Origin of the sequence: Kitasatospora sp. MAA19, assembly GCF_029894125.1 — a bacterium.
Taxonomy (GTDB): Bacteria; Actinomycetota; Actinomycetes; order Streptomycetales; family Streptomycetaceae; genus Kitasatospora.
Genome location: NZ_JARXYZ010000004.1, coordinates 27,794 through 41,172 on the forward strand (window position 1 = coordinate 27,794; position 13,379 = coordinate 41,172).

Genomic DNA, 13,379 nt, shown 5'->3' on the forward strand with positions numbered 1-13,379 from the left:
GGTGAGACCCGGCACCGCGCTCAGGCGGTACCGGGCCCGGGCAGGAGCAACCGGTCCGGTGCTCCGTCCTCGTGGTCTTTGGACCCATCCTATGGGGCCCGGCCCGGCCACCGACCAACGCGTTGACGCGCGCGCCCGTCACTGCGGCCTGGTACGGGCCCAACTCTGCGTGCCCGGCGCCTGGATCTCCAGCTGCGCGGCCGGCACCGGCTGGGGCACCGGCCCGGCCTGGACGGCCTGGACGGCGGGCGGCAGCACCGGCGGGATGACGGGCTGGACGACCGGCGGCAGCACCGGCTGGCCCCCCTGCATCGCCCGGAGGGCCGCCGGCAGCTGGCCGCGCGAGGCCGCCAGCCGCTCCACCGGCGGGGCGCCGGTGCGGTGCACCCGCAGCCAGGCGGTGGCCTGCTCGGCCGGCAGCGCCGCCGACACCAGCCAGCCCTGGACGGCGTCCACGCCCATGCAGTGCAGCCGCTCCCAGGTCTCGTCGTCCTCGACGCCCTCGGCGACCACGGTCAGGCCCAGCGAGTGGGCGAGCTCGACCGAGCAGCGCACCACCGCCGCGTCGTGGTCGTCGGCGACCATCCGGGAGACGAAGGAACGGTCGATCTTCAACTCGCCGACCGGCAGGCTGCGCAGCCGCACCAGCGAGGAGTGGCCGGTGCCGAAGTCGTCCAGGGACATCCCGACGCCGTAGCCGCGCAGTTCGGCCAGGGTGTCGGCGGCGCGCCGGGAGTCGTCCAGCAGCAGCCGCTCGGTGATCTCCAGCTGGAGCGCGTGGGCCGGCACCTGGTGGCGGACGAGGTGGCCGGCGACGCGCTGCGCGAAGCCGGGGTTGAGCACGTCGCGCGGGGAGACGTTGACCGCGACCTGCACCTGCAGGCCCTGGTCCCGCCAGGAGGCGAGCTGCCCGACGGCGGCCTCCAGCACGTAGTCGGTGAGCCGGGGCATCAGGCCGCTGGACTCGGCGAGCCCGACGAACTCGTCCGGCGAGACCCGGCCCTGGCCGGGCCGCTCCCAGCGCAGCAGTGCCTCCAGGCCGACCACCCGGCCGTCGAAGGCCACCTTGGGCTGGTAGTGCAGCTGCACCTCACCGGTCTCCAGGGCCCGCCGCAGATCGCCGAGCAGCCCTATCCGGTACGGCGTGTCGGCGTCCTGGGTCTCGTCGTACTGCGCGACGCCGCTGCAACCGCGCTGGGCGTGGCCCATCGCCACGTCGGCGCGGCGCAGCAGCGACTCGGCGTCCTGGGCGTGCTGCGGGTAGACGCAGACCCCGGCGCTGGCCTCCAGCACGAGCAGCAGTCCGTCCAGCCGGATCGGCGCGGCGAGTTCGGCGATCAGCGCCTTGGCGACCCGCTCCAGGCTGTCCGGGCAGTTGATGCCGGGCAGCAGCACGGCGAACTCGTCGCCGCCCATCCGGGCCACCATCGGGCGGCCGCGCCGGTAGTGCCGGGGCAGGCCGGCGAAGACGTCGTCGATGGACTCCCGGGTGGCACTGCCGGCCGGACCGCCGGAGCGCAGCGCGCGGTGCAGCCGACGGGCGATGTGCACCAGCAGCCGGTCGCCGGCGGTGTGACCGAGAGTGTCGTTGAGCGATCGGAAGCGATCGAGATCGAGCAGGATGAGACCGACGCTGTAGCCGTCCGCACGCTCCGCTATCGCCTCCTGGGCGGCCATCAGCAGGGCCTGACGGTTGGGCAGGTCCGTCAGCGGGTCGGTCAGCTGGTCGCGGGCGCGGTCGCGGGCGATCCGCCAGGCGGCGACCAGCACCGCCAGCGGCACCGCGAACAGCGGCAGCAGTTCGGGTTCGTACCGGTAGACCAGGACGGCCAGCGGGATGAGCGGCGCTGCACCGGCCAGCAGCACGCCGAGCAGCAGGACCGCACCCGCCACCCCCTGCGGCGGGCGTGTGGGCGCACCGCCGGTCGTACGATCCATAAGCCCTGTCCTCCGTCGGGCCCGCCCCGTCAGGCCGCCGTACGGTGAGGCACCGTGCCGGTACCGACTGCTGCCGGGCATGGAGCGACCCCGCGGAGTACCGGCTCAGCCGGTGCCCCCACCCCTGCTGACACTCTGTTGCGCTCCAGAGTATGCCGGGGTCCACCCGGTGGGCAGACTTTCGGACAACCGGAAACGCGCCACCGCGCCCGGGTGTCGCACAGTGACACAATGCCCGCCTTCACGGCGCGACACCCGGTGACGTTGCATCAGGACGATAACAAGACGGATTCGGTCAGGCGCCGGTCGGGTCGGCCTCCGGGGCGGCCTCGGCGGGGGCCTGCTCGACCTCGGGCAGGCCGAGGTGGGCGCGGGCCGCGGCCGCTCCGTCGGCGAGCAGCACGGCGAAACCGGCGTCGTCCAGGACCGGCAGGCCGAGCTGAACGGCCTTGTCGTACTTGGACCCAGGGTTGTCACCCGCGACGACGAAATCGGTCTTCTTCGACACCGAACCGGTCACCTTCGCGCCGCGCGAGGTCAGCGCCTCCTTGGCCCCGTCCCGGGTGTGCCCGGCCAGGGTGCCGGTCACCACCACCGTCAGGCCCTCCAGCGGACGCTCGCCGAGCTCCTCGTCGGCGAACTCCTCGGTGAAGCGGACACCGGCCTCGCGCCACTTCTCCAGGATGCCCCGGTGCCACTCCTCCGCGTACCACTCCTTGATCGAGCGGGCGATGGTCGGACCGACGCCCTCGACCGCCGCCAGCTCCTCCTCGCTCGCCTCGAAGATCTTCTCCAGGTCGCGGAACTCGCGCGCCAGCTCCTGGGCCGCCACCGGACCGACGTGGCGGATCGACAGGCCGTTGACGAACCGCGCCAACGGGCGCTGCCTGGCCTGGTCGAGGTTGTCGAGCAGCGTCCGGAGCGACTTCTTCGGCTCGCCCTTGGTGGTGGCGAAGAAGAACACCTCCTTCTGCTTGCCGGTCTTGTCGTCCAGCTTGGGCATGCCCGTCTTCGGGTCCCGGACCAGCACCTTGATCGGCAGCAACTGCTCCTCGGTGAGGCCGAAGACGTCGCCCTCGTTGCGCACCGGCGCCTCGGCCGGCTCCAGCGGCTGGGTCAGCGCGGTGGCCGCGACATAGCCGAGGCCCTCGACGTCCAGGCACTGCCGCCCGCCCAGGAAGGCGATCCGCTCGCGGATCTGGGCCGGGCAGAACTGCGCGTTCGGGCAGCGCAGATCGATGTCGCCCTCGGCCATCGGGCGCAGCTCGGCGCCGCACTCCGGGCAGTGCGAGGGCATCACGAACTCCCGCTCGCCGCCGTCCCGCAGGTCGTAGACCGGGCCGAGGATCTCCGGGATGACGTCACCGGCCTTGCGCAGCACCACGGTGTCGCCGAGCAGGACGTCCTTGGCCTTGACGATCTGCTGGTTGTGCAGGGTCGCGTACTGGACCATCGAACCGGCCACCTTCACCGGCTCGGCCAGCACCGCGAACGGGGTGGCCCGGCCGGTGCGGCCGATGCCGACCTTGATCTCGGCCAGCTTGCCGGTGACCTCCTCCGGCGGGTACTTCCAGGCGATCGCCCAGCGCGGGGACTTGGAGGTGGCGCCCAGCCGGCCCTGCAGGGCGATCTCGTCGACCTTCACCACCACGCCGTCGATCTCGTGCTCGACCGAGTGCCGCTGCTCGCCGAAGTGCCGGATGAACGCCCGCACCTCGTCGAGGGTCTTCACCACCTTGTTGTGCCGGGCGGTGGGCAGGCCCCAGTCGTGCAGCAGCCGGTAGGCGTGCGACTGGTCGTCGATGTCGAAGCCGACCCGGGCGCCGATGCCGTGCACCACCATGTGCAGCGGGCGGGACGCGGTGACGTGCGGGTCCTTCTGGCGCAGCGAACCGGCGGCGGCGTTGCGGGGGTTCATGAACAGCCGGATCAACGCCCGGGGCCGCTTGCCCTCCTTGGCGCGCTCCTCGTTCTCCTGCCGGCGGCGCTCGTTCTCCTCCGCGAACGAGGCGTTGAGCGCGTCGAACTCCTCGGTCGGGAAGTAGACCTCGCCGCGGATCTCCACCAGCTCCGGGATGTCGTCGCCCTTGAGCTGGTGCGGGATCTCCTTGATGGTGCGGACGTTCGCGGTGATGTCCTCGCCGACCCGGCCGTCGCCACGCGTCGCCGCCTGCACCAGGTGGCCGTTCTCGTAGGTGAGGTTGACCGCCAGGCCGTCCACCTTGAGCTCGCACAGGTAGTGGTAGTCGATGCCGTGCAGTTCGGTGGCGACCCGCTCGGCCCAGGCGGCGAGCTCCTCCTCGTCCATCGCGTTGTCGAGGCTGAGCAGCCGCTCGCGGTGCTCGACGGCGGCGAACAGCTCGGTCGGCGCACCGCCGACCCGCTGGCTCGGCGAGTCCGGCGTCACCAGGGCCGGGTGCTCGGCCTCCAGCGCCTCCAGCTCGCGCATCAGGGCGTCGAACTCGGCGTCGCTGACGACCGGGGCGTCCTGCTCGTAGTACCGGGCGCGGTGCTCGGTGATCTCCACGGCCAGCTCGGCGTGCCGCCTGCGCACCTCCGCCGGGACGTCCTCCCAGCCCTCGACAGCCACCACCGCAAGCCCTCCTACGTTCTCATTCCGGGTTGTCCACCAGGCTCTGCGCCGCCCGCGCCGCAAGCGACAGCGCCTTGCGCGCGTACGCCGGGGACGCCCCGGCCAGCCCGCAGGTCGGCGTCACCAGCACGCGTCGGCCCAGCAGCTCCGGGGCGAACCCGAGCCTGCGCCACAAGGTCCTGACACCCTGGACACTACCGGCCGGGTCGGACACCGCCTGGTCGGTGGAGGGCACGACACCAGCGAGGATCACCGTGCCCGCCTCGACCGCCTCGCCCAGGTCGTCGTCCTCCCGCCCGGTCAGCAGCGAGAAGTCCAGCGAGACGCCGGCCGCCCCGGCCCGGCGCAGCAGCGGGATCGGGACGTCCGGCGCGCAGCAGTGCACGACGACGGGCACGTCCAGGCCCCGGATGACCTCGCGCAGCACCTCCTCGGCCACCTGCCGGTCCACCGAACGCAGCCGCTGGAATCCGCTGGCGGTCTTCACCGCGCCGGTCAGCACGGCGGGCAGCGAGGGCTCGTCGAGCTGGAGGACCAGGTGGGCGCCGGGCACCCGCCGGCGGACGTCGGCGAGGTGGCGGCGCAGGCCCTCGGTCAACGAACCGGCGATGTCCCGGCAGGCGCCGTGGTCGGCGAGCGCCTTCTCGCCGTGCTTGAGCTCGATGCTCGCCGCCAGCGTCCACGGCCCGACCGCCTGCACCTTGAGCGCGCCCTGGTGGCCCTGGGTGAACTCCTCCAGCGCGTCCAGGTCCTCGCCGAGCCAGGAGTGGGCGCGCCGGGTGTCCCGGCCGGGGCGGTCGGCGAACCGCCAGCCGCTCGGCTCGGTCTGCGCGAACAGCTCGACCAGCAGCCCGGCACCGCGGCCGATCATGTCGGCGCCCGGCCCGCGGGCGGGCAGTTCGGGTAGGAACGGCAGCTGCTCCAGCGCTCCGGTGGAGGTCTTGGCGGCCTCCCGCGCGTCGGTGCCGGGCAGCGAACCGACGCCGGTGGCGGCGCCGCGCAGGTCGGGGAAGGGCTGTGGGGTGCTCACCCGCCCGAGCCTACCCACGAGGACGGCCCCGGTGCCGAGCGCGGGGCTCGGCACCGGGGCCGCGGGAGGGTGATGCTTCGGGATCAGTACGCCTCGTAGCCGAACTCGTCGACCACCAGGTGCAACGGCGCGGGGCTCGCGTTGTAGAGCGAGACGTAGCCGTCCTTGACCGGGACCACGACCTGGTTGGGGATGGTCTCCCCGGGCAGGAAGTTGAGGTTCGAGGCGTCGGGCGCCTTGTCCCCGTGCGGGTAGACGGTGAGGTGCCCCTCGGCGCCCGGTTCGGTGACCGTCACGTTCAGGGTCACCGCGGTGACCCTGATCTCGGAGACCGGGATGTCCAGGGTGCCCCAGGCCGGGACGGTGCCCGCCGGACGCTCGGAGCTCTCCCAGCGCCGGTCCTCACGGGTGTCGATGAGCCGGTACGGCCCGTCGGGGCGGTAGCTGGTCTTGCCCTCGGCGGTGTAGTAGCCGGCGAGGTCGGCGATCAGGTGCACCGTCCCGCCCGAGGCGTTGTAGAAGGACACCTTGCCGTCCTTCACCGGCACCGTCACCAGGTTCGGGATCGTCCGACCCGCCACCCAGTTGAGGTTGGAGGCGTCCGGCGCCTTGTCACCGTGCGGGTAGACCGTCAGGTGACCGTCCTGCGTGGGCTCGGTCACCGTCACGTTCATCGTCACCGCCGTCACACCGGTCGCCGGAACACCGGCCACGCCCGCCACCGGCAGGTCCACGCTGCCCCACGCCGGGACGGCCTGTGCCACCGGGACGCCGACCGGCTGCCGGGTGTCCAGCAGCCGCGTCGGCCCCTGGGGGTGGAACAGCGAGCCCTTCGGGCTGTAGTAACCCTCCAGGTCGGCGATCACGTGCACCGAACCGCCGGAGGCGTTGTAGAAGGACACCTTGCCGTCCTTCACCGGCACCGTCACCAGGTTCGGGATCGTCCGACCCGCCACCCAGTTGAGGTTGGAGGCGTCCGGCGCCTTGTCACCGTGCGGGTAGACCGTCAGGTGACCGTCCTGCGTGGGCTCGGTCACCGTCACGTTCATCGTCACCGCGGTCACACCCGTCGCCGGAACACCGGCCACACCGGTCACCGGCAGGTCCACGCTGCCCCAGGCCGGCACGGCCTGTGCGACCGGGACGCCGATCGGCTCACGGGTGTCCAGCAGACGGGTCGGGCCGGCCGGGGTGAAGGCGCTGCCGACGTCGAGGTCCTCGTTCGCGCCGCGATCGCGAGTGCCGCTGCCCGTACCGGTGTTGGTGACGGTCGGGTTGTCCACCGGGGCGTAGCCGTAGGAGTCGCTCGGCAGCATGCCGGGGGCGTTCTCGTCGGCCGAGTCGATCCGGTGGTCGACCGGGGCGTCCGGGCCCTTCGGCACATAGCTCGGGGCCACGAAGTCGTGGACGCCCTGACCGGTGTTGGCGGTGAGCTGGTTCTGGGTGGCGAAGGCGGTGCCGGCCCAGCTGTAGGGCGCGCCGCCGCTGACCGGGTCGATCAGGTTGTAGTCCACCTTGGTGCCCGCGGTGGCGTTCGCCCCGACGGTGATCCCGGTGGCGGCGGCCGGGTTGGCGCAGGCCGAATTCTGGTTCTTCGCGGTGTTCACCACGTTGTTCTCGACCACCGCACCGGCCGACGTGCCGTCGAGCACGATCCCGGCGAAGCAGGAGGAGATGACGCTGTTGGCCACCACGACGGTGTTCGGGGCGTCCTTGACCAGGATGCCGGTCATCTCGGGCACGTAGTTGGCCTGGACGACGTTGGTCGTCAGCACCGTGTTGGTGGAGCCGCCGTCCACGGTGACCGCCGGGCCCTGCACGTAGCCGAACTTGCCGCGGCCGTACAGGACCTTGTCGGAGCCGTTGGTGATCCGGATGCCGTTGCCGCCGGTGACGTTGGTGTTGTCGAACGTCACGTCGTGGGCGCCGTCCACCAGGACGGTCGGCTTCTGGAAGGCCGAGAAGATGTTCAGGTTCTCGAACCGCAGGTGGTCGGCGCCTTTGACGACGAAGCCGCTGACGGACTTGGTCCAGTCGCCGATCCGGGCGCCCGAGGGCCCCGGGAAGGTGTTGTCGGCCTTCGCGGCACGGAAGGTGACCGGCGCGACGGCGGTCCCGGACCGGGTGATGGTCAGGTCCTCCGGGTAGAGGCCGCTGCCGATCTCGACCGTCTGCCCCGGCTGGACGACGGCCGCAGCCGCGCCGATGGTGCAGAACGGCGCCGACTGGGCGCCCGTGCCGCTGTCGGTGCAGTTGGCACCGGCGGCGTTGTTGACGTAGAGCGTGGTGGCCGCGGCGACCGCGGAGTTCACGCCGACGGCCGGCAGGCCGGCCGCCCCGAGCAGCGCCGCACCGATGGCGAGCGCTGTACGTGTTCTGGAAATGAAAAGCCCCCTGGGCATGACGAAGCGCTGTGGCGCTGACCCTCTGGCGTTCGTGAAGATCGAACAAAAAAACCGAGCGGATCATTGCACAGGGGACTGGGCCGCACCAGCGCGATTCCGCCGCCCCGGAAAGTGCGCGGGAACGCCTGCGGCCCCGGGGCCGAGCGCGGGGCTCGGCACCGGGGCCGCGGGGGGTGCGGAGACGCGGTCAGTACGCCTGGTAGCCGAACTCGTCGACCACCAGGTGCAGGGACGCGGCGCTCGCGTTGTAGAGCGACACGTAGCCGTCCTTGACCGGGACCACGACCACCAGACCGGCGAAGCACCGCCCGAGGACGGTGTTGCTCACCACGACGGTGTCCGGAGCCTCGTCGACCACCAGGCCGGTGGGGGCGCCGGCGCCGCCGTTGAGCAGGTTGGTGGTCACGACCGTCCCGGTGGACCCGCCGTTCACGGTGAACGGCGGGTGCCCGGGGCCCGAGCCCACCGAGCCGGCGGCGTAGGTGACTTGGCCGGAGGCTCCGGTGATGCGGACGCCGCCATTGTCGATGTCGACCCGCCGGAACGACACGTCGCGGCCGCCGTCGACGAGCACGCCGCCGTCGAAGTCCGACATCACGACGAGGTGCTCGAACCTGAGGTGCGAGGCGCCGCGCACGGTGATGCCGCTGCCCGGGATGCTCCCCGAGCCGATGCCGGCGATCGAGTCCCCGGTGCCGCCGCTGCGGAAGGTGATCGGGGCCTCGGCCGTTCCGGAGCGGGTGACCACCAGGCTCTCCCGGTACGTGCCGGGCTGGATCTCGACGGTCTGGCCGGGCTGGGCCACGGCCGCCGCCGCACCCACGGTGCAGTACGGCGCGGCCTGGGTGCCGGCGCCGCTGTCGGTGCAGTCGGCGCCGGGCCGGTTGTTGACGTACAGCGTGGTGGCCGCGGCGGAGGCCGTCGACTGGATGGCCGGCAGACCGATCGCGCCGACGAGCGCCGCACCGACGGCCAGCGCTATTCGGACTCTGGACAAGAAGTCCCCCCTTGTGACAGCGATGCGGCATCGCTCTGAGCCCTTGCGCCCGTGGTCACGGGGCAGGGCGCGGCGCATGCTGTCACAGGGTCGTCGGTCGTACCAGGCAGATTCGTTCGGGTCCGGAGCAGGAAGTCGACCGGGCCGACTTCCTGCTCCACGGGCCTACCGGCCGGGGCGGACGGTGATGTCGGTGAGTTCCGCGTCGCGGGAGGCGTCGAGGGCGGCGAGGATCGCCTTGGCCACCGACTCGGGGGCGATCCAGCGGTCCTCGTCGTAGGCCTTGCCCTCCTGCTGGTGCACCTTGGCCTGCATCGCGGTGGCGGTGCGGCCCGGGTAGACCGAGGTGACCCGGACGCCGTTCGGGTGCTCCTCCTGGCGCAGCGCGTCGGCCAGCGCCTTCAGGCCGTGCTTGCTCGCCGCGTAGGCCGACCACTCGGCGTGGGCGTTCAGCCCGGCACCGGAGTTGACGAAGACCACGTGGCCCTTGACCAGGCGCAGCGAGGGCAGCAGCAGCCTGGTCAGCTCGGCGGGGGCGACCAGGTTGACGTTGAGCGTCTCCTGCCAGGCCTTGACCGGCAGCTCGCCGACCGTGCCCAGCTCGACCATGCCCGCGACGTGCAGCACGGAGTCCAGCTCGACGGGCAGCGCCTGGTGGCCGAAGGCCCAGGAGAGCTTGGCCGGGTCGCCGAGGTCGCCGACCAGGGTGCGGGCGCCGGGGAAGCGCTCGCGCAGCTCGGTGGCGCGGCGGGCGTCGCGGGCCAGCAGCCAGAGGTCGTCGCCGCGCTCGGCGAGGTGCTCGGCGAGGACGGCGCCGATGCCGGAGCCGGCGCCGGTGATCAGATGAGTGGCCATGGTGGTGATCCTCTCAGGCCTTGAGCTGCGCGAAGACCTCGGCCGGGGTGTCGGCGAACCGGATCAGCTCGGCGAGCGGGCGGGGCAGGAAGCCCTCGGCGTCCATCCGCTCCATCTGCGTGCGCAGGCCCGTGTAGAAGCCCTCGGTGTCCAGGACGACCACCGGCTTGTCGAACAGCCCGTGCTTCTTGAGCTCCAGCACCTCGGTGACCTCGTCCAGCGTGCCCAGCCCGCCCACGAGGACGACGATCGCATCCGCCCGGGCGGCCAGCTCCGCCTTCCGCTCGGCCAGGTCGCGGGTCATCACCAGCTCGTCGGCGCCGACGTACCCCTTGTGCTTCAGCAGCTCGACCAGCACCCCGACCAGCTTGCCGCCCGCCGCCTTCACCTCGTCGGCCAGCAGCCCCATCAGCCCGGCGTTCGACCCACCCCAGACCAGGGTGTGCCCGCCCTCCCCGAGGAGCCGGGCGAACTCGGCGGCGGGAGCGGTGTAACGGTCGTCGAGCGAGTACGCGGAGCAGAAGACAGTGATGTTCATAGTGCCATCTGGTCTATCACGCCCCGGCGGGACCACTCACCGGCATTACGCCCCCGGGCATCCACTGCTGTGCCCCTCGCCTGACAGTTCCGGAGCATCAGTCCTTGTACGGAACGAGCTTCGACAGGCTCAGCGTGAAGCCGAAAGGCTCCGGAATACTGATCGCGTCGCCGAACTTCCGATCGCTGCGGGTGTGGTACCGGTCGTGGTCCGGCTCGGAGAACAGCGTCACCGTCTGCTGGCGCGGGTCCACGATCAGATAGATCGGGATGCGCATCACGGCGTAGTCGTGCAGCTTGTCCATCCAGTCGTTGCCCGGGTTGGACGGCGAGACGATCTCCACAGCGATCAGGGCTTCCGCAGCGGGGGCCTTGTTGCCCGGCTCGGAGAGGACCTCCACCGGCAGGTATGTCAGGTCCGGCTCGCGCCCCTTGGAGACATCCGGGCTGACGATTTCGCTCCACTCGCTGGGGAGATAGCCGTCAGGAGCATGCTGCTCGAACTGCCTGCGCACCTGGGCCACGTTGAGCTGATGGATATTGGACGGCGACGCCTGCATGATCAGCGTGTCTCCGGACCATTCGATCCGGACACCTTCCGGAGCGATCCGCTCCAACTCCTCGATGAAATCGCGGTGCTGCTCGTAGAAGGTCATGCCGTCCTCTCCGGAGGGCGTATCGGCCGCCTCGGCGAGTTGCCGATCCGGCCTTCGGACTGCCGAGAAGAGGCCCCTGCCCGGTCGGGCAGGGGCCTCCCGGGGGTTCTCTCCCGGGGCTCAGATCTCGCCGAACTCGCCGGCCTGGACGGCGGCGACGAACGCGCTCCAGGCTACGGCCGGGAAGACGAGAGCGGGGCCCTGCGGATCCTTGGAGTCACGGACGGGGGCCAGACCGGAGAAGTTCGGGGCCACCTCGACGCAAGACCCGCCGTTGTTGCTGTAGCTGGACTTGAACCACGCGGCGCCTGACAGGTCTACCGGGGGGATCATGACGTTCCTCTCACGCCTTGCGAACTGCGGATCATCTCCAGCGACGCGGCCTTCGACAGCGCTTCCACCTGGAGCTGGTGGTAGTCCCGCTCCCAGGCCCGGGCAGTCGCGTTGTCCCGTGCGAGGAAGCCGCGCAGCTGGCACTCCGAGTATGCCAGGAGCGTTCGACCCGGCATGGTCAGCAGCGTGACCATCATGGTGAACGGCAGTTCCTCCGCGAGCGAGAACGGAGCGACCTGGATCGTGATGTTCGGGCGGTCGGCGAGGGCTTGGAGGTGCTCCAACTGCCGCGCCATGACCCCCGGTCCTCCGACCGTCCGGCGCAACGCCCCTTCGTCCAGGACAAAGTGGAAGTAGGGATGCGCGGGAGTACATCCGCCACAACTCCTGGAAGGTGCCGCCGGTTTCGAACACCTCGTCGGCTTTCACCGCAAATTTAAGGGTCACAGGCTTCTTCGCTCGTTCGATGTACGAGACCAGCCCGTGCGAATAGCCCATCCGCTTGCCGAGGTAGGCCTGAGACCAGCCCTTCGCCCGCCGCAACCGGTCTGGACTGCCCTTGGGGTGTCGGCCGCTGCCGGGCTGCACATCGTCGTTGCGGCCCTGATTCTGATCAACCGCTCCCACTGGAACCCCCGCCCGCGTCGCCGGGCAGGCGGTGCGGGCGGGATCACCAACTCGCTTCTGCCACACAGCGATCTACCTGGCAGTGGAAACAGCACGTCTGGCTGGACTCCCCGGACAACCCCGTTCCACAGCACCGAACGAGCCCGGCCGTCCGCGCCGGACGGCCGGGCCCCGAGAGCGGGACTGCGCGCGACCGATCACGGGTGCTGGAAGAGCACCTCCGGGTTCGCCGCCGACGGGCCGTCGAGCAGAGGCTGGTGGATTCCCTTCAGGGTCTGGTCGAAGAAGGCTCCGACGTACTCCCGGGTCAGCTGCGTCCCGCGCGCCGGCGAGGTGGTCGTCCCCGGAGGGGCAGGGATGCCGGCCTCGGCGGCCAGGACGGTGACGTCCGTGAAGCTGCCGTGGTTGGTGCCCGCGACGGTCAGCCAGGGCTTGTAGCCGTCCCAGCCCGCCCAGGTCTGTCCCCATGACCCGTCCCCGCCGCCGGCGGAGTGGTCGCTCTCCTTCCCGAGCAGGAGGAACGAGCGGCCCTTGAGCGTGTCGGTCGGGACCGGCGGCCAGAACCTGCCGTCCATGTTCACCCCGGCGAGGATCCGCCGGTCCCCGGCCATCGCGTTGAGCGTCGACGCGCCGCCGATCGAGTGCCCGGCCATCCCGATCCGGTCCCGGTCGATCAGGTGGGACAGGCGCCAGACCGGGTGCTGCCCGGTCAGCTGGTCCAGGACGAAGGACACGTCCTTCGCCCGGCTGTCCGGGAGCGAGTCCGGCGCGCCGGTGTCGCACAGCGCGCAGCCCGGGGTGCTGCCGTCGGCGAGCGTCTCCCCGGAGTCCTCGTAGGTGTGACCGACCAGGGCCACGACGTAGCCGTGGCTGGCCAGGTCGGTCGCCAGGCTGGTCAGCGTGGCGCGGGGGTTCTCGAAGCCGGGCGAGAGGACCACCAGCGGGAACTTCCCGTTTGCGGCCTTCGCCCCGGTGTAGGCGTAGGTCTTGGTGTCCACGACGTCCTGCGGCTGGAGTCCGGTACCCGCCGGGACCCGGGTCGCCACGAAGCCCTGCGCTTCGCCGAGGGTCATGTACGGAGCGGGCTCGCCGGTGTCCTGCCGGGCCGGGTAGAACATCGACACCGCCAGCTGCCGTGGCCCGGCCGAGGGTACCCAGGGGTCGGTGCGGCTCCGGTCGGTCAGGCGCAGCACCTCCTCGCCGGCCGCGTACCGCCCGGTCGGGCGGGGCAGCTCGCCGTGGAAGGCAGCGGGGGTCGAGGCACCGGCGACAGCGGCGGGCGCGGTGGCGGACGGCGACGACGAGGCCATCGCGGCCCCGGCCATCGGGAGGGGCAGGGCGAGGACAAGGGCTGCGACAGCCGCGATACGGCGGGATCGGTTCATGGCCCTGAGATTAGGTTCGTGGC

The 13,379-nt window shown here is 71.5% G+C and carries 10 protein-coding genes and 1 pseudogene; all 11 read right to left on the bottom strand.

The window, feature by feature from the left end; genetic code table 11:
* Window positions 1–138: 138 nt before the first annotated feature.
* The 11 genes and pseudogenes from P3T27_RS08170 to P3T27_RS08220 all read right to left on the bottom strand — a co-directional run bounded on the left by P3T27_RS08170 (window position 139) and on the right by P3T27_RS08220 (window position 13,356).
* Window positions 139–1,938 carry a bifunctional diguanylate cyclase/phosphodiesterase gene (locus P3T27_RS08170; protein ID WP_280675857.1) on the bottom strand — a complete coding sequence of 600 codons (1,800 nt, stop codon included), beginning with the start codon at window positions 1,936–1,938 and terminating at the stop codon, window positions 139–141.
* Between the two features lie 295 nt (window positions 1,939–2,233).
* Window positions 2,234–4,528 carry an NAD-dependent DNA ligase LigA gene (ligA, locus tag P3T27_RS08175; protein ID WP_280676585.1) on the bottom strand — a complete coding sequence of 765 codons (2,295 nt, stop codon included), beginning with the start codon at window positions 4,526–4,528 and terminating at the stop codon, window positions 2,234–2,236.
* A gap of 22 nt (window positions 4,529–4,550) precedes the next feature.
* Window positions 4,551–5,561: a methionine synthase gene (locus P3T27_RS08180; protein WP_280675859.1), complete on the bottom strand. Its 1,011-nt coding sequence runs from the start codon at window positions 5,559–5,561 to the stop codon at window positions 4,551–4,553.
* 83 nt (window positions 5,562–5,644) lie between these two features.
* Window positions 5,645–7,963, bottom strand: coding sequence for a right-handed parallel beta-helix repeat-containing protein (locus tag P3T27_RS08185; protein WP_280675861.1), 2,319 nt, complete (start codon window positions 7,961–7,963; stop codon window positions 5,645–5,647).
* A gap of 190 nt (window positions 7,964–8,153) precedes the next feature.
* The gene (locus P3T27_RS08190; protein WP_280675863.1) at window positions 8,154–8,963 is read right to left on the bottom strand and encodes a hypothetical protein; all 810 of its coding nucleotides are present in this window, start codon (window positions 8,961–8,963) and stop codon (window positions 8,154–8,156) included.
* 165 nt (window positions 8,964–9,128) lie between these two features.
* Window positions 9,129–9,818 (bottom strand): SDR family oxidoreductase, encoded by a 690-nt coding sequence (locus P3T27_RS08195; RefSeq protein ID WP_280675865.1) that lies wholly within the window; start codon window positions 9,816–9,818, stop codon window positions 9,129–9,131.
* Between the two features lie 13 nt (window positions 9,819–9,831).
* Window positions 9,832–10,356: a TIGR00730 family Rossman fold protein gene (locus tag P3T27_RS08200; RefSeq protein WP_280675867.1), complete on the bottom strand. Its 525-nt coding sequence runs from the start codon at window positions 10,354–10,356 to the stop codon at window positions 9,832–9,834.
* A 97-nt stretch (window positions 10,357–10,453) separates the two neighbouring features.
* On the bottom strand, window positions 10,454–11,011 hold the full coding sequence (locus P3T27_RS08205; protein WP_280675869.1) for a Uma2 family endonuclease: 558 nt from the start codon (window positions 11,009–11,011) through the stop codon (window positions 10,454–10,456).
* A 120-nt stretch (window positions 11,012–11,131) separates the two neighbouring features.
* On the bottom strand, window positions 11,132–11,344 hold the full coding sequence (locus P3T27_RS08210) for a DUF397 domain-containing protein (RefSeq protein ID WP_280675871.1): 213 nt from the start codon (window positions 11,342–11,344) through the stop codon (window positions 11,132–11,134).
* Window positions 11,341–11,697: pseudogene (locus tag P3T27_RS08215) on the bottom strand (DUF5753 domain-containing protein); the annotation flags it as partial. The gene P3T27_RS08210 and the pseudogene P3T27_RS08215, both read right to left, overlap by 4 nt.
* Before the next feature lie 471 nt (window positions 11,698–12,168).
* Window positions 12,169–13,356: an alpha/beta hydrolase gene (locus P3T27_RS08220; protein ID WP_280675873.1), complete on the bottom strand. Its 1,188-nt coding sequence runs from the start codon at window positions 13,354–13,356 to the stop codon at window positions 12,169–12,171.
* Window positions 13,357–13,379 lie beyond the last annotated feature (23 nt).